This window comes from Paraburkholderia sp. CNPSo 3274 (assembly GCF_024206475.1).
Classification (GTDB): Bacteria; Pseudomonadota; Gammaproteobacteria; order Burkholderiales; family Burkholderiaceae; genus Paraburkholderia.
Genome location: NZ_JAMBPR010000051.1, coordinates 17,464 through 38,629, shown reverse-complemented (window position 1 = coordinate 38,629; position 21,166 = coordinate 17,464). Strand labels below are relative to the sequence as shown.

At 63.9% G+C, this 21,166-nt stretch carries 18 protein-coding genes; 10 read left to right on the top strand and 8 right to left on the bottom strand.

What is annotated here, in order from left to right; all coding sequences use genetic code 11:
- Positions 1 to 91 precede the first annotated feature (91 nt).
- From M3I54_RS29340 to M3I54_RS29320, 5 genes are all read right to left on the bottom strand, one after another.
- Positions 92 to 925 carry an ABC transporter ATP-binding protein gene (locus M3I54_RS29340; RefSeq protein ID WP_254342159.1) on the bottom strand — a complete coding sequence of 278 codons (834 nt, stop codon included), beginning with the start codon at positions 923 to 925 and terminating at the stop codon, positions 92 to 94.
- Between the two features lie 38 nt (positions 926 to 963).
- On the bottom strand, positions 964 to 1,797 hold the full coding sequence (locus M3I54_RS29335; protein ID WP_254342158.1) for an ABC transporter permease: 834 nt from the start codon (positions 1,795 to 1,797) through the stop codon (positions 964 to 966).
- A gap of 42 nt (positions 1,798 to 1,839) precedes the next feature.
- Positions 1,840 to 2,703 (bottom strand): ABC transporter permease, encoded by an 864-nt coding sequence (locus tag M3I54_RS29330; RefSeq protein WP_254342157.1) that lies wholly within the window; start codon positions 2,701 to 2,703, stop codon positions 1,840 to 1,842.
- Positions 2,704 to 2,724: 21 nt separating this feature from the next.
- On the bottom strand, positions 2,725 to 3,801 hold the full coding sequence (locus tag M3I54_RS29325) for an ABC transporter substrate-binding protein (protein WP_254342156.1): 1,077 nt from the start codon (positions 3,799 to 3,801) through the stop codon (positions 2,725 to 2,727).
- A 284-nt stretch (positions 3,802 to 4,085) separates the two neighbouring features.
- Entirely contained in the window at positions 4,086 to 5,333 is a 1,248-nt protein-coding gene (locus tag M3I54_RS29320) for a nitrate/nitrite transporter (RefSeq protein ID WP_254342155.1), read from the bottom strand.
- 106 nt (positions 5,334 to 5,439) lie between these two features.
- Between M3I54_RS29320 and M3I54_RS29315 the strand changes: the two genes are divergently transcribed.
- Complete coding sequence (locus M3I54_RS29315) at positions 5,440 to 6,321, top strand: LysR substrate-binding domain-containing protein (RefSeq protein WP_254342154.1); 882 nt, start codon at positions 5,440 to 5,442, stop codon at positions 6,319 to 6,321.
- 482 nt (positions 6,322 to 6,803) lie between these two features.
- Positions 6,804 to 7,202, top strand: coding sequence for a BON domain-containing protein (locus M3I54_RS29310; RefSeq protein ID WP_254342153.1), 399 nt, complete (start codon positions 6,804 to 6,806; stop codon positions 7,200 to 7,202).
- A 171-nt stretch (positions 7,203 to 7,373) separates the two neighbouring features.
- Here the strand turns inward: M3I54_RS29310 and M3I54_RS29305 are convergent, their stop codons facing one another.
- The gene (locus M3I54_RS29305; protein WP_254342152.1) at positions 7,374 to 8,327 is read right to left on the bottom strand and encodes a LysR family transcriptional regulator; all 954 of its coding nucleotides are present in this window, start codon (positions 8,325 to 8,327) and stop codon (positions 7,374 to 7,376) included.
- 309 nt (positions 8,328 to 8,636) lie between these two features.
- Between M3I54_RS29305 and M3I54_RS29300 the strand changes: the two genes are divergently transcribed.
- Both M3I54_RS29300 and mmsB read left to right on the top strand, forming a co-directional pair.
- Positions 8,637 to 10,163, top strand: coding sequence for a CoA-acylating methylmalonate-semialdehyde dehydrogenase (locus tag M3I54_RS29300; protein WP_254342151.1), 1,527 nt, complete (start codon positions 8,637 to 8,639; stop codon positions 10,161 to 10,163).
- Between the two features lie 51 nt (positions 10,164 to 10,214).
- A complete protein-coding gene (mmsB, locus tag M3I54_RS29295; RefSeq protein WP_254342150.1) occupies positions 10,215 to 11,105 on the top strand; it encodes a 3-hydroxyisobutyrate dehydrogenase in 891 nt (296 codons plus the stop codon).
- A 61-nt stretch (positions 11,106 to 11,166) separates the two neighbouring features.
- On the opposite strand, the gene M3I54_RS29290 is transcribed toward mmsB, so the two are convergent.
- Positions 11,167 to 12,222: a phytoene/squalene synthase family protein gene (locus M3I54_RS29290; RefSeq protein ID WP_254342149.1), complete on the bottom strand. Its 1,056-nt coding sequence runs from the start codon at positions 12,220 to 12,222 to the stop codon at positions 11,167 to 11,169.
- Positions 12,223 to 12,293: 71 nt separating this feature from the next.
- Here M3I54_RS29290 and M3I54_RS29285 point away from each other — a divergent pair, with 71 nt between their 5' ends.
- The 3 genes from M3I54_RS29285 to bamA all read left to right on the top strand — a co-directional run bounded on the left by M3I54_RS29285 (position 12,294) and on the right by bamA (position 16,139).
- Positions 12,294 to 13,037, top strand: coding sequence for a hypothetical protein (locus tag M3I54_RS29285; RefSeq protein ID WP_254342148.1), 744 nt, complete (start codon positions 12,294 to 12,296; stop codon positions 13,035 to 13,037).
- Positions 13,038 to 13,275: 238 nt separating this feature from the next.
- Positions 13,276 to 13,674, top strand: a complete 399-nt coding sequence (locus tag M3I54_RS29280) for a hypothetical protein (RefSeq protein WP_254342147.1) — start codon at positions 13,276 to 13,278, stop codon at positions 13,672 to 13,674.
- 149 nt (positions 13,675 to 13,823) lie between these two features.
- Entirely contained in the window at positions 13,824 to 16,139 is a 2,316-nt protein-coding gene (bamA, locus tag M3I54_RS29275) for an outer membrane protein assembly factor BamA (protein ID WP_254342146.1), read from the top strand.
- A 606-nt stretch (positions 16,140 to 16,745) separates the two neighbouring features.
- On the opposite strand, the gene M3I54_RS29270 is transcribed toward bamA, so the two are convergent.
- The gene (locus tag M3I54_RS29270; protein ID WP_254342145.1) at positions 16,746 to 17,696 is read right to left on the bottom strand and encodes a LysR substrate-binding domain-containing protein; all 951 of its coding nucleotides are present in this window, start codon (positions 17,694 to 17,696) and stop codon (positions 16,746 to 16,748) included.
- Between the two features lie 117 nt (positions 17,697 to 17,813).
- Between M3I54_RS29270 and M3I54_RS29265 the strand changes: the two genes are divergently transcribed.
- The 3 genes from M3I54_RS29265 (at position 17,814) to M3I54_RS29255 (ending at position 20,870) form a co-directional block, all read left to right on the top strand.
- Positions 17,814 to 18,989, top strand: coding sequence for a M20 aminoacylase family protein (locus M3I54_RS29265; RefSeq protein ID WP_254342144.1), 1,176 nt, complete (start codon positions 17,814 to 17,816; stop codon positions 18,987 to 18,989).
- Between the two features lie 59 nt (positions 18,990 to 19,048).
- Positions 19,049 to 20,374 carry an MFS transporter gene (locus M3I54_RS29260; RefSeq protein ID WP_254342143.1) on the top strand — a complete coding sequence of 442 codons (1,326 nt, stop codon included), beginning with the start codon at positions 19,049 to 19,051 and terminating at the stop codon, positions 20,372 to 20,374.
- Between the two features lie 136 nt (positions 20,375 to 20,510).
- The gene (locus M3I54_RS29255) at positions 20,511 to 20,870 is read left to right on the top strand and encodes a hypothetical protein (protein ID WP_254342142.1); all 360 of its coding nucleotides are present in this window, start codon (positions 20,511 to 20,513) and stop codon (positions 20,868 to 20,870) included.
- Positions 20,871 to 21,166 lie beyond the last annotated feature (296 nt).

Sequence of the window (21,166 nt, the reverse complement as noted above, 5' to 3'; positions counted from 1 at the left end):
CGCCGAGCGTGATTGGCACATCCGGGGAGTCGCCGGTGGCGTCGGAATCATGAAGAGAGATGAGACGCGACCGACCAGTCGGTCGGTGGGTTCACCACGCCATGCGCCATTGACCTGAAGAATGGGCAGGGGTGTCGGGTAACAGCGTGTCGCCGGGCGGTGTCGTTGCGCCAGAGAAGTCGGAGAGAATCTCGTCGCGCAGTCGCACTAAGCGCGGATCCGCACGTTCGCGCGGGCGCGGCAATGCCACGTCGACGATGCGACGGATGCGGCCGGGGCGCGGCGCCATCGTCACGACCCGGTCGCCCAGGTAGATCGCCTCGTCGACATCGTGCGTGACGAGGATCATCGTGATGCGTTCGCGTTCCCAGATGCGCAGCAATTCGTCTTGCAGACGGCCGCGCGTGAGGGCGTCGAGTGCGCCGAAGGGTTCGTCGAGCAGCAGCACGCGCGGGCGATTGACGAGGCCGCGCGCGATCGCCACGCGCTGCGCCATGCCGCCCGAGAGCTGATGTGGATACGCTCGCTCGAAGCCCGTCAGGCCCACGAGCGCGATATGCTCAGCCACCGCTTCGTGCTTTTCGCGTGCAGAGAGCGGGGCGTTGCGCAGCGCCGCCAGGATGTTCTGTTCGGCGGTGAGCCAGGGAAACAGCCGATGATCCTGGAACACGATGCCGCGCTCGAGCGAGGTGTCGCCAACACGTTCGCCGCGCATCATGATTGCGCCGCTATAGCCTGCGTCGAGGCCGGCGATCAGTCGCAACAGCGTGGATTTACCGCATCCGCTCGCGCCGAGCACGCTCACGAATTCGCCGGGGCGCACATGTAGCGTCACGTCGTCGAGCACGACGAGCGCGGACTCGCCCGCGCCGTAACGCTTGCTCACATGCAGAATGTCGAGTCCAGCGGGTTCAGTGGCGCTCATCTGGCTTTCTCTCAGGTTCTGTTGATTTGCAGTACGGATCATTGGACGGTGATGTGCAACCGCGCTAGTACCGTGCGCTCCACGCGCCGTGCGAGCGCATTGAGCGCCCAGCCAATCGCGCCCACGACGACGATGCCGAACAGCACGAGGTCCATGCGGAACTGCTCGCTGCCGTCGATCAGAAGATTGCCGATGCCGCTGCCCGCAACGAGCAGATACTCCGCGCCGAGCGTGGCGAGCCACGAATAGATGAGCGCGAGATAGAGGCCCGTAAAAATGGAGGGCAGCGCGGCCGGCAACAGTACGTAGCGGACAAGCTGCAGGCGCGAATAGCGCAACGCCTGCGCGAGTTCGACGTATTTGCGCGGCACGGCGTGAATGCCGTCACACGTATGGGCGGCAACCGGGAGCAGCGCCGCGAGCGAAAGGAAGACAACCTTGGCGGCGTCGCCGAGCCCGAACCACACGGAGATGAGCGGAATCCACGCGAACAGCGAGATCTGCTTGAACGTGTCGAAGCTCGGCCCCACGACGCGTGCCGCGATGCGCGAGAGACCCAACGCGCCACCCAACAGGAACCCCGCCGTTGCGCCGATGGCGAAACCGCAGGCTTCGCGGACAAGCGACGCCGAAAGCGCGCGGAGCAACACACCGCTCTCGATCTGTTCGTAAGCGGTGCGAATCACATCGCCGGGACTCACGAGCAGGCCGCTCTTCACGAGATGCGAGGCGCTCAAGGCCCACCACAGCGCGATGGCCACGAGGGGCAGGGCGGCGCCACGTAAATCGACACTTCGTCGCGGCCTGGCTTTGGTGGCCGCTTCACAGGCGCAATCGGAACGCGCGGACTTTCGTGCAAGCGATATTTTCATGGCGAATTGTTCTCTGTCGTGAATGGCGGCAATCAAGCATCATCAGCCGCGAAACGCCGAAGGCGTGCCGCGGCGCAAACGCCGCTCCAACACATCGAGCAGACGATTGATGACGAGGCCGACCGCACCCACCACGACCACTGACGCCATCACGAGATCGAGCTGAAAGAGCTGGCGGCCATACACGATCAGATAGCCGAGCCCCTCTGACGACGCCACGAGCTCGACTACGACGAGCGCGAGCCACGCCTTCGTGAAGGCGAGGCGCACGCCGGTTGCGAGCGTCGGAACCGCGGCGGGCAGCACGAGCCTCACGATACGTTGCCAGCGGGTGTAGGCGAATACGCGCGCGACTTCGTCGAGTGTGCTAGGTGTTTGCCGAAAGCCCTGTAGGGTGCTGAGCGTGACGGGCACGAGCGCGGCGTGAGCGATGAGCAAATACTTGAGTGGCTCGCCCACGCCGACGAGCAACAGCAGAAACGGCAGCCAGCCGAGCACGGGGATCTGCACGATTGCGTTGAAGCTGGGCAGCACCCACGCTTCGAGCGTGCGAGAGAGCCCGAGCGCGCCGCCGATCAGCAGGCCGAGCACGGTGCCGCCTGCAAAGCCCAGCAGCACGCGTTGCAGGCTGATCAGCGTATTGCGCGCCAGCTCGCCGCTCTGGGCGAGATCGACGAACGTTTCATAAACGCGCTGCGGCTCAGGCAGGATTTGCGGCGCGATCCAGCCACGCGCGCAGCCGACGCTCCACAGCAGAAAAAGCATTGCAGGCAGCAGCCAGGGCGCGAAATGCCACGCCCAGGCGCGCAGTACGACGCGCCAGCGCACGTGCGCGCTTGTCGCGTCGATACGTGGCGCTGCTGCACGCGGCGTGTCCGAAGCAATCGTAATCGCGGTTTCCGTCATGATGCGGCTCCTGTCGCGTGCTCAGCCAAGCGGCTTGCCGGCAGCGTCGTAGCGGGTCCAGTAGTGTTCGAGCTTTTGCGCGCGCAGCGCGTTGTCGAGATAGCGCGGCTCGAACCACGAATCGACCTCCACGGGCTGGCGAATCAGCTTCAGGCGCAGCGCGTCTTGCGCAACGGCTTTGTAGCGCGCCACGATGAATGGATCGATCAACGGCGAATTACGGTACTTGAGCGGCTGCTCGCCGAATTCGGCTTGCCAGGACGAATAGCTCACACCGCTCTTCGCCCAGAGCTTGAAGAGCGCGTCGCGGTTTGTTTCATCGGATGACCATTGCGCCGCTTGCACGAAGACATTGACCACGCGCTGCACGATGTCGGGGTGCGCCTTCTCGAAGCCGTCGAGCACGAGCAGATGCGCCTGGCGCGTCAATTGCGGGCCATCATGCTGCGATTCGTAGACGATGCGAGCGAGCCCCTGATCGCGCAGCCGGTAAAGGTGATAGTCGTTTACCGAGGCGTCGATGCCTTTCGATGCGAGCGCCGCGAGCGAGCTTGCGGTGTCGAGGTTGATCACGCGTAGCGCGCGCTCGTCGAGCTGGTTCTCGGCGAGCGCGTTGTCGGCCACGAGTTGCAGATTCGTGCCGCGAAAAATGGCGACGCGCCGGTCCTTGAGGTCCTTGATCGACTTGATGTCCGAATCGGAAGGCACACCCACCTTCACGCCGGAACGCACGCCCGACTCCAGCAAGATGCGGGTCTTGAGACCGTTGGCGCGCGCGAGCACCGAGGGCAAGTCGCCTTGATATGCAAAGTCGAGTGCATTGTTGGCAATGGCCTCGTTCACTGCCGGGCCCGCGCCCTTGAAGAAGAGCCACTCGACCTTGATGCCGTCGGCGGCGAATTCCTTTTCGAGCAACTGCTGGCCGCGCACCGTGGCAGCGGTCGAACCGCCGAAAGTGGGCGGGTCGCCCGCGCCTTGCTGCGCGACGCCGATGCGGATCACGGCGGGCTTTTCCGCTGCGGCATGCAGGGAGATGAACGAAAGCGCGGCATAAATCAGAAACTGCGGCAGGTATTGCAGAACGCGATGTGAACGCATGGGGAGGTCGGATTTGGGTGACGAAACGGGGTGCGCGGACTGGCGAGCTGGCGTCGCTGTCGTTGCCGTTGGGTCATTCTTTTCCGGGTACGCCGATCAGGACAACCAATGATTCGAGATTTGCATTTCTCGATAAAGGCACTGCGTTTTATGGGGAAAGTGAACGGCAGGGCGCATTCATGATAGTGGAGCGAAGCCCGTGCCGAAGGAAGAAATCGTGCTATCGATGTGAGCAGAAGCGCAAAGCCGCACCGCGCGCCGGGCGCGGTGCGCGCAAGCGCGCCTTAATGTGTTTCGACCGCGTGGCGCGGCGCAGCGGCACGCCGCGAAGGCATGAAGTACCACACGGCGCAGAGCGCTTGCAGCCCGACGAGGACGGCCCACACGGTCTGATGCGCGACCGCTGGGTAGTGGCCGTCGAGTGCCGGCCAGTGCGCGAGCGCCGTGCCGATCGCGATCTGCAGCAAGAAGATGCCGATGAAGATGACGAGCGTGAACGTGGTGTTCACACGGCCAATCAGGCGCGGCGGGAAATATTCGGCGAGCACGGCATACGTGAGGATGCCGGTGCCGCCGAACGCGCCGTAAGCGGCCCAAAGCAAGGACGCGGGAAGCGGCACGCGCGCGGCGAGCAAGGCTTGCACGAGCACGAAGACGAGCATCGTGACGCCGGAAAAGAGCTGGACGCTCACGCCGCGCCGCTCGAAGCTGCGTGCGAGCGCGCCAAAGCCGATGTTGCCGACAATGAATGCGCCGCCCAGCACGGAAACGAGTGAGGCCGCACGCGCACCGACATCGGCGGTGCCGGCCGGCACGACGTCGCGCAAGAACGCGCCGACCCACAGCGACTGCATGGCATAAAACACGGCCTGGGTCAGCGACGAGAACGTCGCGGTCTTCCAGAATGCATGGCTGCACAGGATGTGCGCGGTGCCCTTGAACTGCTCGAGCACGCTTGCCTGGTGGTGGGTGTCGCGCGTGCGCGGCCCGCCGATCCAGATGATGGCGGCCACGAGCACCGTGAGCGCCGCGAGCCCGAGGCTGACCGCGCGCCAAGGCGCGATCGAGAGCAGCCACGAGAGTGGGGCGCCCACGGCCACGCCGCCCAGGCCGCCCACGGCCATCACGAGGCCATTCACGAGCGTGAGCTGCGCGACGGGAAAGTGCTGCGCCGTGGCCTTGAACGCGCCGCCCAGGCAAACCGATACGCCCACGCCGATCAGCAGCCGGCCCACCATCATCGCGGCGATGTTGTGCGAGACGCCGAAGATCAACGCGCCCGCTGCTGCCACGAGCATCACGCACGCGGTGACGCGGCGCGGGCCGTAATGGTCGAGCAGCACGCCGCCCGGAATTTGCGCGCCGGCGAAACCGAGGAAATAGAGGCTCGTGAGCGTGCCGAGATCGGTCGCCGTGAAGCCCATTTCACGCGAGAGAAACGGCGCGAAGCCGAGATTGACGCCGCGAAATAGATACGAAATGAAGTAGCCGAGCGCGAATACGGCGAATACGCGCAGTCTGAGTGAGGTCATGTTGGGGGCGAAAGCGGATCGAATGCCTGGCGGTCGATTGTTGGCGATTGCCGTGTGTGAGGCCAGAGAGAGATTTCAAACGACATTGTGAGTAGAATTTGACGTCATGGCCCGATCATTCCCCCCTTTGCAGGCGCTGCGTGCCCTTGAAGCCGCTGCGCGGCGGCGCAGTTTCAGCCGCGCAGCGGAAGAATTACATTTGACGCACAGCGCCGTGAGTCATCACTTGCGCGCGCTCGAAACGGAATTGGGCGTCGAGCTGTTCCGCCGCGCGGGCAGCCGCATGATCCCCACGGCGGCGGGCGCACAGTTGGCCGAGCGCGTGCGCCGCAGTCTCGACGACCTGCGCGACGCGCTCGACGCCACGCGCCCCGGCGTGAGCGGCGTCACGCGGCTGGAACTGAGCGTGATGTCCGATTTCGCGTCCGTCTGGCTGATTCCGCGCCTGGGCGACTTCTACGACCGCCATCCCATGGTCGACCTCTCGCTGCGCATGCACGCCGACGTGACGCCGCCCGACCCGTATCCCTTCGATATCGGCATCTGGCATCGGCGGGTCGACGAGCCCGGCTTCCAGATCCGCAAGCTGCTGGACGACCAGGTCGTTGCGGTGTGCAGTCCGGCCTTGCTCGCACGCCATCCCGACTTTCGCATGGAAGATCTCGCGAGCATGCCGCTCCTGCGTTTTTCGCGCCGCTCGTGGCGCGACTTTTTCGAAGCCGCGGGTGTGGCCGGCGACGAACCGGAGCGCGGACCGGTGTTCGACGACGCGGGCCTACTGCTGCAGGCAACGGTGGCCGGGCAAGGGGCGGCCACGGCGCGCCTGCAACTCGCGCGCGGATTCATCGAACGTGGCGAGCTGGTGCAGTTGGGACAGGTCCGTATTCCGGCCTCGCTCGACTATTACTTCACATGGCGCGAAGGGCATCCGCGCGAGGCGGCGATCCAGCAGTTCTATCGATGGGTAAAGGCGCAATTGGTCAATTGATGCCGGCCATTCGTATTGCGCAATGGGTATTCGGGTTAACCGCTGTCCGTATTGTCAACGCTCCTTGTGTGATGCGCGTTGATCTTTGAATAAAGCGGCTCAATCCCGCTCTGGATTACGTGATTAGCCATTGTATTCATATCGCATGCACCAAAGCGGATCATCGCTGAAGGCATTGCACCGGACGTTTAAAAGCGGCAATGAAATGCCGGTGAACGGACCGTAAAGCGGGTTTGTGAAGCGATTCAATTGCCTTCTTGCGTGATGGCTTCACTATTTGGACAATCAAGTGTATTCGTCTGCGGAAAGCGGCAGGAAGTGTGGCGTGGAATCACAGATTGGGCATGCTTCGTGTCAAGAATGAAATAGTTGCGGTATTGTTACTCCCCATCGCCGTTTGGCGCGTGAATGTTTTGTAGTCAATGGTGTAGTTCACGGCCCATTCCTGGGCCAGCAATAAGACTGACAACAGGAGAAACTGCATGAAGGCTATTCAGATGTTCAAGCTTGCCGCAGCCACGGCACTCGTGGCGGCCTCGTTCCAGGTCTACGCGCAGGACGCGTCGGCCCCGGCAGCCGCAGAAGCCCCTACCAGCGGTCCGACGGCCTCAGCCCAGCACAACGTCAATCAATCGAAGGCAGCATTGCGCCAGGCGCGCGCCGCGAACCGTGCGCTCGGCCGTAAGGTCCGTTCGGCCCTCGCACGCGACCGGAACATCAGCGTCTCCAACATCACCGTGCGTGCGAAAGACGGCGCCGTCATCCTGCAAGGCACCGTGCCCGAGGCGGCGCAGATCCAGCGCGCTGGCGATGTCGCCAAGGGCGTCGATGGTGTAACGTCGGTGCGCAACGCGCTGACGATCCGCCCGGTTGGGACCTGAGCATCGGCTAGCCGGCGCGCGCCCATCGCCCTTCGCGGTGCGGGCGGCGACGCCGGAGCGGGTGTCTTACTTCCTGAAGGCCGCACATGCAGTCCCATTCACGGACTGCATGTGCGGCTTTTTTATGGCTTGGCGAAACTGTGAAGCGCCATGCGGTAAAGCGCGTTGCGCTTACGGCTCGACGTAATGCATTTCCGGCGATTCGCCCATCAGCAGCGGGCGATTGGCGTCAGCGGCCGCGCGCAGATAATCCCAGAGCGACGTGATGCGCCGCAGCTTGCGCAGGTCCTCGCGGCTGCACAGCCAGAAGCGCCGCGTCACCACGACTTCGTCGGGCAGGATCGGCACGAGGCGCGGGTCGGGCTCGGCCATGAAGCAAGGCAGGATGGCGAGCGCGCTGCCCTGCAGCGCAGCATGATAGTGCGCGATCACGCTGGTGCTGCACAGGTTCGCGGTCACGTTCGGCGCCGTGCGCTCGAGGTAGAGCAGCTCGTGGCTGAACGCCAGATCGGCGACATAACTGATAAAGGCGTGATTGCGCAGGTCCGCAGCCGTGCGAATGCGCGGGTGGCGCTCGAGATAGGCCGGCGTGCCGTACAGGCGCAACCGGTAGTCGCAGAGCTTCGTGTAGACATACTGTCCGCGCTCGGGGCGCTCCAGCATGATCGCGAGGTCGGCCTCACGCTTTGAAAGGCTCACGAAATGCGGTACCGGCAAGAGGTCGATCGACATGTCGGGATGCTGGCCTGTGAAGCGCGCCAACTGCGGTGCAAGAAAGAAGCAGCCGAAACCCTCCGTCGAACCCACGCGCACATGGCCAGAGAGCGACTGCGCGCCGATCGCGAACTGCTCGCTGGCCGATTGCACCGTGGTTTCCACGGCATCCGCGTAGGCTAGCAGGCGCTGGCCTTCGGCCGTCAGTACGAAGCCGCCCGAGCGCGATTTGTCGAACAGGACGGTGCCTAGCGCTGCCTCCAGATCGCGCACCCGGCGCGCAACCGTGGTGTGGTCAACGCCCAGGCGCTTCGCGGCGCCGCTCGCACGCTGCGTGCGCGCGACTTCGAGGAAGTAGCGCAGATCGTCCCAGTTCAGTGTCTCCATGCTGCTCGTTGTGTTTTTTTGCATATCGGATGGGCTTTTTCATCTCTATGCCGTGGATATTCGAATAACTATACTCGTTGAAGAACGCGACTGAAACAGACACGGTCGCACGACAACAAGGATGGAGACAGACGATGCAAATGCAGTCGTTCCCCTGTTCAGCAGGACTCTTCTTTACCTCGCCCGGCTCCATTCCCAGCACGCTCGACATGACTGCACGTGTTTGCACGTGGCGCTTGCGCGCGTGCCGGGATTGAAGATTTCGCGTACTCCGCACATTCCGCTATATCCGGCCACGGCCGGTCCGTTCGAATCCATCAGGGAGAGTTCACGATGAACGCAGTGACCCAGGCATCCAACGAGCAAGTTTCGACCGTCAAGCTGCTCATCGACGGCGAGTTCGTCGAATCGAAAACGAAGGAATGGCGCGACATCGTCAATCCGGCCACGCAGGAAGTGCTGGCGCGCGTGCCGTTCGCGACCGTCGAGGAAGTGGACCGGGCCGTGAAGGCCGCGCACGCCGCGTTCGCCGCGTGGAAGAACACGCCGGTCGGCGCGCGCTTGCGCATCATGCTCAAACTGCAGGCGTTGATTCGCGAGCATATGCCGCGCATCGCGCAGACGCTCACCGCCGAGCAGGGCAAGACGCTACCCGACGCCGAGGGCGACATTTTCCGCGGCCTCGAAGTGGTCGAGCATGCCTGCTCGATCGGCACGCTGCAGCAAGGCGGTTTCGCCGAGAACGTGGCAGGCGGCGTGGACACCTATACGCTGCAGCAGCCGCTAGGCGTGTGCGCCGGCATTACGCCGTTCAACTTCCCCGCGATGATTCCGCTGTGGATGTTCCCGATGGCGATCGTTTGCGGCAATACGTTCGTGCTCAAGCCTTCGGAGCAGGACCCGCTCTCGACCATGCAACTCATCGAACTCGCGATCGAGGCAGGCATTCCGAAAGGCGTGCTCAACGTCGTGCATGGCGGCAAGGAAGTCGTCGATGCGATCTGCACGCACGAACTCGTGAAGGCGATTTCGTTCGTCGGCTCGACGGCCGTGGGTACGCACGTTTATCGTCTGGGCAGCGAGCACGGCAAGCGCGTGCAGTCGATGATGGGCGCGAAGAATCACGCTGTCGTGCTGCCCGATGCGAATCGCGAGCAGGCGCTCAATGCGCTGGTCGGCGCGGCGTTCGGCGCAGCGGGCCAGCGCTGCATGGCGACTTCCGTGGCCGTGTTCGTGGGCGCCGCGCAGCAATGGGTGGACGAGCTGGTGGAAAAGGCGAAGACGCTCAAGGTCAATGCGGGCCATGAGGCCAGGACCGACGTTGGCCCGGTCGTTTCGCGCACCGCGAAAACGCGCATTCTCGGCCTGATCGAGGCGGGCGTGAAGCAGGGCGCAACGCTCGCGCTGGATGGCCGCGACGTGAAGGTGCCGGGCTATGAGAATGGCAACTTCGTCGGCCCCACGGTGTTCACGAACGTGAAGACCGACATGGACATCTACACGAATGAGATCTTCGGGCCGGTGCTCGTGGTGCTCACGGCGAAGACGCTCGATGAAGCGATCGCCATCGTCAATGCGAATCCGTTCGGCAACGGCGTGGGCCTCTTCACGCAGAGCGGCGCGGCTGCGCGCAAGTTCCAGAGCGAGATCGACATTGGCCAGGTCGGCATCAACATTCCGATTCCGGTGCCGGTGCCGTATTTCAGCTTCACGGGTTCGCGCGGTTCCAAGCTCGGCGACCTGGGCCCGTACGGCAAGCAGGTCGTGCAGTTCTACACGCAGACCAAGACGGTCACCGCGCGCTGGTTCGACGATGCGACCGTGAGCGACGGCGTGAACACGACGATCAGCCTGCGCTGATGCGCCGCCCGGCATCAACATGGAGTACTGAACAATAACGGAGACAGGCTCATGAAAATCGGATTTGTCGGGCTGGGCCACATGGGCGCGCCGATGGCGCTCAACCTGCTCAAGGCGGGACATACGGTGGCGGTGTTCGACTTGAGCGCGAGCGCGATGCAAACGCTCGCCGAGGCCGGCGCGCAGAAGGCCGCATCGGCGAAGGCGGCGGCGAACGGCGCGGAGTGTGTCATCACGATGCTGCCCGCCGCGGCGCACGTGCGCAGCGTGCTCACTGCCGAAGACGGCGTGCTGGCGGGCATCGCGAAGGGCGTGACGATCATCGATTCGAGCACGATCGATCCGGCGAGCGTCAAGGAGTTCGCGAAGCTGGCCGAGGCGCAGGGGAACGCGTTCGTCGATGCGCCGGTGTCGGGCGGCACGGGCGGCGCGGCGGCGGGTACGCTCACCTTCATGGTGGGCGGTAGCGCCGCGCACTACGAGAGCGTGAAGCCGGTGCTCTCGGGCATGGGCAAGAACATCGTCCATTGCGGCGAGACGGGCACGGGGCAGGTGGCGAAGATCTGCAACAACCTCGTACTGGGCATCACGATGGCCGGCGTGGCCGAAGCGATGGCGCTGGGCGAGGCGCTCGGCATCGACCCGAAAGTGCTGGGCGGCATCATGAACACGTCCACGGGCCGCTGCTGGAGTTCGGATACCTACAACCCGTATCCTGGCGTGATCGAGGCAGCGCCGTCTTCACGCGGCTACACGGGCGGCTTCGGCACGGACCTCATGCTCAAGGACCTGGGTCTCGCCACCGACGCTGCCAAAGGCGCGCATCAGCCCGCGTACATGGGGGCGCTTGCGCAGCAGCTTTATCAGGCCATGAGCAGCCACGGCGACGGCAAGCTCGACTTCTCGGCGATCATCAAGCTGTATCGCGCCGGGAAAGGTTGAGGCACGTAGTTTCGAGTCGCGAAAAGCGCGCTGCGAAGCGCGCTTTTTTTCACCTGGATTTTCAGCCCTTGATACGAGCCTCGACGCGCGCGAAGAGCCGCTCGAACCAGACGCCGAGCAGTGCATTCGAAGGCGAGAGCGCGGTGGAGCAGGCAAGAATGCGATAGACATCGTTGCGCGTGACCTTCGAGGTCTTCGCGGGATCGAGCCAGTCGTCGTTGTCGACAAGGCGTTCGAGCGTTTCGAGGCCGATGAGAATGGGCCACAGGCATGCGAGCCGCAGGCGCACCGAAAGGCGCGGCAGCGCGAACGTATAGTCGATGGCCGCGCGGAAATGGTCGAGCGCGATGCGCACGAGTTCGAGCATGATCGGCCGCGCGCGCGCCGAAGCGCCGGGCTGCAGCAGGTCCTGCGCGGTGAGCCCGGCCTGGGCCAGCATCGAAGCCGGCAGATAGCAGCGGCCAATGCGCAGGTCCTTGCCGCAGTCCCGCAGCACGTTCACCATCTGCAAGGCCTTGCCGAAGCGGATGCCGCGCGCGTACATGGTTTGTTCCAGCGAGGGCGCGAGCGTGCCCGGCAGGTGCATGTACGTCATCTTCGTCCAGAACTCGCCCACGCAGCCCGCCACGAGATACGTATAGCGGTCGAGTTCGTCCCACTTGTTGAGCGCGGCCACCTGGCCCGAGCGCTCGTCGGGGAACGTGCGCAGATCGAACTCCATGCCTTCGGTGAGCGTCGTGACGATCTCGCGTACGGCCTTGCGGTCGGCGTCGTCGAGTTGCGCGAGCACATCGAGCGCGCCGCCCAGCGATTCGAGCAGCAGCTTCTCGTCCGACTGCATTTGCTGGCCCGCAACCTCGCCAGCGAGATCGGCGAGCAGGGTGTCATCGTTCGTCGCGCCGTTCACGCGCTCGCGCAGCGCGAGCAGCAGGGCGAGCCGCCGCTCGGGCGGGATCAGCGCGGTGTCGGCAATGGTGTCGGCGGCGCGCGCGAGCAGATAGGCTTCGCCCACGGGGTCGCGCATGCCGGCGGGCAGCACGCGCATCGTGAGGTAGAACGAACGGGAAACGCCTTTGAGCAACGGGCCTAACAGGAAGGCCCGGGTAGAATTCTGCATGTCGGATAAGGGCAGCGGGGGACGGATCGGACGCAGCCGCATTGTATCGTGGACGAAGGAGACGAGGCCCGTTGAGACCCGAACGCGCGTTTTACGACCTCCAGGTGCGCTTCGCGCGCAGGGCGGCGCGTCTGGCGGACATACCGCTCGCGGCGGCGTTGCTCGACTGCACGAATCTTTATGTGCGCTTCGGCGCGGGGCGGACCTTCGATCGCTCGCATCCGCTCTGGGCAGCCTATGTAGAGGGTCTCGATGAGCACGCAAGCGTTGCGGAGCAGTGCGAGTGGACGTGGCGGTACTTGCAGCGCTGCCCAACGCATCAGGGGGCGCCTGCGGTCGCCCTGACGGTTGGCTGCTTCTCTTACGCGCAGGAACCGCACGGCGGGGTGCGTCTGCATTTCAATGCCCAGACCGACAACGGCATGTCGCCGCTCGATCCCCGGCAACTCGCCGCGCGGCAAGGCGAGTTGCGGATGTTAGTCGACCACCTGCGTGCGCAGCTGCGCGAAAGCGGTCGTGCGTCGAGCGACGTGCTCGTGCACGGCACTTCCTGGCTCTACAACGTGCCCGCCTACCGGCGGCTCTTTCCCACGGCCTACATTGCGAGCGCCCAGCCCGTCGGCCGCCTGCGTGCGCTTTCGCTTTGGGGCCAATTTCTCGACCGTAACGGCTGCGTGCGCAACGACGCAGCCGCGATGCTGCTCGCGCGCATCGACCGCGCAAGTGCCTTTGCCAATCTTTTGTCTTGCTTTCCCTTACAAGCGCTCGCGGTACATGCGAGCGTCAAGGTGTTTGCCCATAGAAAGCGAACGTAACCGATACGGTTACCAAAGATTTTTCAAAGTAGCCGTGACAGCGTGCAGGCGAGAGGAGATTGAAAGCCACTGGATGCACGCAGGGTATTGGCCCGGCGCGGAAATGGGTGCGTGCGAAACGACCGAGCCCAGCCCCCGCGCAATATTGATGAAAGTAATCCCTGTAATGCAGGGGTAACGCGCATACCACGCCCAGCGCACTAGACTCCGCCGATGCTTTCGTAACGGAGCGCCGCTCATGCCCTCGTCCCCGGCTCTCGCCATTCATTCCCTGCGCGATATCGAGCTGACTGCGGACGGCCAGTACCTGATGGTGAACGGCAATCAGCCGGACAGCGTCGCGCTGCATTGCTCGGTGATGCATGAACTGCTCGCCGCGCTTTCCAATGCGATTGGCCGCTCCGAGCGCATCCGCCACAAGACCACGAGCGTGAAATTCACCATGCCTTGCGAGGCCTGGGAGATCGGCCGCGAGTCGGGCGACGTGCAGCATCTCGTGGTGAGTTTTCGTCTGCCTGGCGGCGCCGAATTGTCGTTCCGTCTGCAGCCTGCGCAAGCCGTGCACATGACCGAGGTGCTCTCGCTCGCAACGGGGCTCGCGAAGATGCGCCTGCCTGGCCGCGCAAGCATGCAATAGGCGTGGCGCGCCGGCCTCGCTTGCCGCACCCGCTGTACACCCCGCATCCGTGGATGCCGGCCGCGCGCGTCTCGCGCCGGTAATGGAGCATTCGGCACTTTCACGGCACTTTCACGGCTCTTTCGTTGGCTTCACATTCGACCTCCCGCATGACGGCATCAACTACCACGGCGCGCTATGCACGCGCACTGACTCTCGCCGGCTTCGGCATCGGCGTGACTGCTGCGGCGCACGCCACCGAGCCCTTCGTGGTCCAGGACATCCGCATCGACGGGCTGACGCGCATCGAGCCGGGCACCGTGTTCGCCTATCTGCCGATCAAGCAGGGCGAGACCTTCACCGACGACAAGGCCTCCGACGCCATTCGCGCGCTCTATGCGACGAGCCTCTTCAGCGACGTGCGCATTTCCACGCAAGGCCGCACGGTGGTCGTGCAGGTGCAGGAACCGCCCGCCATCGGCACGATCGATTTCGCGGGCATCAAGGAATTCGATAAGGATAACTTGACGAAGGCGCTCAAGTCGGTCGGGCTCTCGCCGGGCCAGAGCTACGACAAGGCGCTCGTCGACAAGGCGGAGCAGGAACTCAAGCGTCAGTACCTCACGCGCGGCTACTACGCGGCCGAAGTCACGACCACGGTCACGCCGATCGACCGCAATCGCGTCGGGCTGCTGTTCTCCGTGGTCGAAGGGCCGAGCGCAAAGATCCGCCAGATCAATTTCATCGGCAACAACACGTTCAGCGGCGGCACGCTGCTCGATGAAATGCAGCTCTCCACGCCGAACTGGTTCTCGTGGTACACGAAGAACGACCTGTACTCGAAGGAAAAGCTCACGGGTGACCTCGACAACGTGCGCTCGTACTATCTCGATCGCGGCTATCTGGAGTTCAATATCGATTCGACGCAGGTTTCGCTGTCGCCCGACAAGAAGGACATGTATCTGACGATCGGGATTCACGAGGGCGAGCCTTATACGATCTCGAGCGTCAAGATGGCCGGCAATCTGCTCGACCGCGAGGCGGAGTTGAGGAAGCTCGTGGGCATCAAGCCGGGGCAGCGCTTTTCGGCGCAAAAGCTCAAGGACACGACCAAGGCGATCGTCGACAAGCTCGGCGAATACGGTTACGCATTCGCGACCGTGAACGCGCTGCCGGAAATCGACCAGAAGAACCACACGGTTGCGCTCACGCTGCAGGTCGACCCGAGCCGCCGCGTGTACGTGCGCCGCGTGAACGTCACCGGCAATATACGCACACGCGACGAAGTCGTGCGCCGCGAAATGCGCCAGCTCGAAAGCTCGTGGTTCGATTCGAACCGTCTCGCGCTTTCGAAGGACCGCATCAACCGCCTTGGCTACTTCACCGACGTGGACGTGACCACGGTGCCGGTGGAAGGCACGCCGGACGAGGTGGACGTGAACGTGAAAGTGACCGAGAAGCCCACCGGCACGCTTTCGCTGGGCCTGGGCTATGGTTCGGGCGAAGGGCCGATCATCTCGGCGGGCATTTCGCAGGACAACGTGTTCGGCTCCGGCAACAGCCTCTCGCTGAACGTGAACACGGCCACGACGTACCGCACGCTCTCGGTCACGCAGGTAGATCCGTATTTCACGGTGGACGGCATCAAGCGCATTACCGACGTCTACTACCGCACGACGGAGCCGCTTTACTACTCGAGCACGAACGATACGAGCTTTCGCATCATTTCGTATGGCGCGGACATGAAGTTCGGCATTCCGTTCTCCGAGACCGACATGGTGTATTTCGGCCTCGGTATCGAGCAGGACCGCCTCGACGTCGACTCCAGCACACCGCAGACGTATATCGACTATGTGAACGAGTTCGGGCGCGTCTCGAACACGGTGCCGCTCACCGTGGGCTGGTCGCGCGACAACCGCGACAGCGCGCTGGTGCCGAGCCGCGGCTACTATGCGCAGGCCAACGCCGAATACGGCACGCCGGCTGGCACGCAGTACTACAAGGGCGATGCGCAAATGCAGTATTACTACTCATTCGCGCGCGGCTTCGTGCTTGGGCTGAACTTCCAGGGCGGCTACGGCAACGGTCTGGGCGGCAAGCCGTATCCGATCTTCAAGAACTACTATGCGGGCGGTATTGGGTCGGTGCGGGGCTATGAGTCGGGCTCGCTCGGGCCGCGCGACACCACGACGAACGACCCGATCGGCGGCTCGAAGATGGTGGTCGGCAATATCGAGTTGACGTTCCCGCTGCCCGGCACGGGTTATGACCGCACGCTGCGCGTTTTCACGTTTGTGGATGGCGGTAATGTGTGGGGCACGGAAGGCAGCAGCACTGGGGCGAATGGCTTGCGTTACAGCTATGGCGCGGGCCTCGAATGGATCTCGCCGATCGGGCCGCTCAAGCTTGATCTGGGCTTCCCGATCGTCAAGCACGCGGGTGATCAGTATCAGAAGTTCCAGTTTCAGATTGGGACTTCGTTTTGAGCTTTTTTTGCGGTTCTTTTGTGGCTTTGGCCTTTACTTGTTTTCGCGTCGATATGCAGGCGTTGCCCCTGTGCGGGGCGGCACCTAGTTTTCTTTGCAGCGGCAAAGAAAAGTAGGCAAAAGAAAGCCGCTCAAACCGCTAGCGCCAGCCACAGTTCACCTCTGGCCGTCTATGCCAGTGGCTCCGGAGCGTCTGTCACCACTTGCCCACAACCGGAGTGACAAGGCGCTCATACTTCCGGCGGCGCTCCGCGCGCCGAAGGGCATAGCCAAAACCGTTGGTGTGCGTGCATTCTCGCTAAGGCTGACACCGCCCCCCGGTTTCCCTTGCAGACCTGACCGCAGCGCGCGCAGCGAGCAGCGGGATGAATGAGCGCCTTGTCACCAACTTCGAAGGTGCGAGGTGACAGACGCTCCGGAGCCACTACCCATGACGGCGAGTGGTGCAAGGGGACAGGCATTGGCGGTGTGAGCGGCTTTCTTTGCCTCCTTTCTTTGCCGCGGCAAAGAAAGGAGGTGCCGCCCCGCACAGGGGCAACGCCTGCATACCACCGCGAACACAAGAAAAGGCCAAATCAGCCAGAAACACGATAGAAAAGCAGCCAATCAAATCAGCAACTCAAGCGAGTGATAAAGCCGCCTGCGCTCAGGGTTAGCAGAAGCCTCACCGGCATGAATCGCCTCCTTGAGGCATTCCAGAAAGCATTCGGCCGCAGCGGAAAGCGGCACACCGCGCCGGGCAACCACGCTCACCACCGTGCGATCCACTTCCTCCTGAAGCGCGAGCGCCCGCAAATTGTCGCGCGCAAAGCGCGTTTCCACCAGCGGCCACGGGAAGATGCTCACCATATCCGTGTTCATGATGAGCCCCATCGCCACCACGAACGAGTGCGCGAGGTGCACGTTTTTCGGCATCGGCAGGCCGTGACGCAGGAAGACGTCGTCGGCGATCATCTCCTTGCTCGCCGGGTCCCAGTTGAGCAGCCATTCGCAATCCTGAAGTTCTTTCAGCGACTGCGCATGCGAGAGCGGATGGTCCTTGCGCACCACCACGGCCGACTCCGTGGCGAAGATCGGCGTCTGCGTGAATTCCGCATGCAGCGAAGCGGGCCCGGGCTTCCCTAGCGAGAAGTCGAGCGAGCCGTCGCGCAGCCGCGGCATCACGATATTGAGCAGGCCTTCGTAAAACTCCAGCTGCATGCCGGGCATGCGCTCGCGGAACAGCGTGACGGCGTCGGGCAGAAAGGAGAGGGCGAGCCACGGCGTCACACCGATCGCGAGCTTGCCGCCGCCGCGCCCGCGCCGCGCATCGAGTTCGTCCTGGGCGCGCGACATCTGGTGCACGACGAGCCGCGCATGAACGAGCAGCGCCTGGCCCGCTTCCGTGAACGCGATGCCATTCGCGTTGCGCGTGACGAGCGCGATTTGCTGCTCGGCTTCGAGTTCGCGCACCGCCTTCGTTGCCGCTGCCGGTGAGATGCCGAGCGCACGCGCGGCCGCGCGGATGCTGCCGGTATCGGCCATGGCGACGAGCGCGCGGAACTGGTGGAACTTCATAAGGGATAACCCGAGTGCGCACTTCTGGTTGGCGGGCCAACTATTTTAGGGCTGTCGGCGCCGAACAGACGTCATTATTCTCAAGCGAATTCGTCGTCCCCTCTGGAGAGAATTCGTATGAACACGATGGCTATCCCGGCCGCAATCGCCGCGATCGAAGAAGAGATGATCGCACTGCGCCACGAGATCCACGCGCATCCCGAACTGGGCTTCGAAGAATTCGTCACGAGCGACCTCGTCGCGCAGCGCCTTACCGAGTGGGGCTACGAGGTGCACCGCGGGCTAGGCGGCACGGGTGTCGTGGGCACGCTCAAGGTGGGCGATGGCAAGCAACGCCTCGGTCTGCGCGCCGACATGGACGCTCTCCCCATCCACGAAAGCACCGGCCTCGATTACGCGAGCCGTATTCCGGGCAAGATGCACGCGTGCGGCCACGATGGCCACACGGCCATGCTGCTCGCGGCGGCCAGGCATCTCGCGCAGTCGCGTAATTTCAACGGCACGCTGCACCTCATTTTCCAGCCCGCAGAAGAAGGCCTGGGCGGCGCGAAGCGCATGCTCGACGAAGGCCTGTTCGAGCGCTTTCCCTGCGACGCCGTGTTCGCCATGCACAACATGCCCGGTTTCGCGACCGGCAAGCTCGGCTTTCGCGCGGGGCCGTTCATGGCTTCGTCGGATACGGTCATCATCGACATCGACGGGCGCGGCGGTCATGGCGCGGTGCCGCATAAGGCGATCGACCCGGTGGTGGTGTGCGCCAACGTTGTTCTCGCGCTGCAGACCATCGTGTCGCGCAACGTGCCGCCGCTCGACATGGCGATCGTCACCGTGGGCGCGATCCATTCGGGCGACGCGCCCAACGTGATTCCGCAAACCGCGCAGATGCGCCTCTCGGTGCGCGCGCTGCGCCCCGAAGTGCGCGACTTGCTGCAGGAGCGCATCACGGCGCTCGTGCACGCGCAGGCAAGCGCGTATGGCGCGACGGCGCGCATCGACTACCAGCGCCGCTACCCGGTGCTCGTGAACGACGTGGCGATGACCGAGTTCGCGCAGGACGTGGCGCGCGACTGGCTCGGCGAAGAAGGGCTGATTCACGACATGGCGCCGCTCACCGGCAGCGAGGACTTCTCGTTCCTGCTCGAGCGCTGCGCGGGCAGCTACCTCATCATTGGCAACGGCGACGGGGAAGGCGGCTGCATGGTCCACAACCCCGGCTACGACTTCAACGACGACTGCCTCGCCACCGGCGCCGCATACTGGGTGCAACTCGCCGAACGCTTCCTGCGCAGCTGACACCGGCCAGGCGCGGCACCCACGAGACGAGACACACGAGACACACGAGGAGACCCCCGATGACCGCCAGCACGATTCAGGCACAAGCCGCAGCGGCCCCGATATCCACGCGCCGCTCGCGCGCGAAGGCCATCTTCGCGATCACGCTCGGCAACGGGCTCGAGTTCTTCGACTTCACGGTCTACAGCTTCTTTGCCTCGATCATCGGCTCGCTGTACTTTCCGGTGCATGGCTCGCTGAACCAGCTGATGCTCGCCGTGGGTAGCTTCGGCATCGGTTTCGTCGTGCGTCCGATCGGCGGCATCGTGATCGGTGCGTATGCGGACCGCGTGGGCCGCAAGGCCGCCATGACGCTCACACTCTGGCTCATGGCGCTCGGCTCGGCGCTCATCGCGTTCGCGCCCACCTATGCGCAGATCGGGCTCGCGGCGCCCGCGCTGATCCTGCTCGCGCGTCTCGTGCAGGGCTTCGCGGTGGGCGGCGAAGTGGGCGCCTCGACATCGCTCCTGCTCGAATACGCCGACGACCGTTCGCGCGGCTTTTACGGCAGCTGGCAGTTCGTGAGCCAGGGCCTGAACACGGTGTGCGGCGCGCTCATCGGCGTGGCGCTTTCCACCACGCTCTCGCAGGCCGCGCTCGAAAGCTGGGGCTGGCGCGTGCCGTTCGTGATCGGCATGCTGGTCGTGCCGGTCGGCGTGTACATTCGCCGCCATCTCGACGAAACGCTCGCGCACCCCGTCGGCGTAGAAGACACCGAACCCGTGGCCGACATGGCGCGGCCGCTGCGCGAGATTTTCGGGCGCCACCGCACATCGCTCGTGGCTGGCATCGTCACGACGATCGGCGGAACGGCGGCGAACTATATTGTGTTGTTCTACATGTCGACCTACGCGATCAAGATTCTCGGTCTGCCGATGTCGGTCGGCATGAGTGCGGCGCTGGTCGCGGCGCTCGTCACGGCAATCTGCTCGCCGTTCGCAGGCTCGCTTTCCGACCGTCTGGGCCGCAAGTGGGTGATGGGTGTCTCGCGCGTGATGCTGATCGCTGTGATCTATCCTGCGTTCATGCTCATTCACGCCATGCCGACCGTCGCGACGGTGCTCGCTGTGGTGGCCGTGCTGGGCGCGATCGTTGCGTTCACGGCGGTCCCCAACATCGTGATGCTGCCCGAACTCTTTCCTCAGTCGATTCGCGTGACGGGCATGTCCGTGGTCTATTGCGTGGGCGTGTCGATCTTCGGCGGTTTCGCGCAGTTCTTCGCGACCTGGCTCATCAAGCTGCTCGACAACCCGCTCGCGCCCGCCTGGTATCTGATCGGCTGCGGGGCGGTCTCGCTGCTCGCGCTGCCGCTCATTCGCGAGCCGGCGGGCCGTCCGCTCGATTGAGGCTTCTCTTCGGCGGCTACGCACTTTTAGCGGCCGTGCAGTGTTTATTTACCAGACGTTTACGCGGCGCTGCCTAGAATCGGTTCGTGTTCAACTCAAGCGCGGCGCCCCAAATGGCGGCGTGCGCACAACACGTATGCCTTCTATCGTCTCGCAGGGTTCGATTTCCCGAGGTTCCCGCTCCGCCGCCACGCCGCGGCCTGTTCTTTCTCTGCACGACTCGCGCAAACCGCTTCACCCGGCAAACCATCGCACAACGGTGCAACTGGTCGTGCGCGTGCCCACGAGCGAAGCGCAACTCGCACGCTGCACGCTGCATGGTTTGGTGGGCAGCGCGCTCGGCGTGCATACGATCGATATCGATCGCCGCAGCGATCTCGCCTGCCTGCACGTCGAACTCGATCGTCGCCGCGTGGCCGAGGCGATGGCGCTGCTCATGCGCACGCTCTCGTGCGCGGAGTTCGGCTCGGTGCGCCGGCTCGATCGCGCCGCCTGATACGCAACGCGTGGCGCAACCGCCCCTGCGACAGTAGCGCCACGCCTGGATGTTCTCCCGTCCGCAGTTCACGCAACGCACGTCTCGTGCGTCCGCGACCTCCGCTTCCCGCTTTCTCCCTTTGTCCATGCGCAAGCGTTGCGCATATCCGACTTAACGTTAACGAACGATTAGCGTACTTTAATTTCGGATTTCGAAACGAATCCAGTCACTATTGCTTTGCAAGCGCGAGTCGCGTCATTGCGTGCGATTTTTGGCCATCCCGATTCTGCGTTCTCTCAAAAAACAGTAGTATT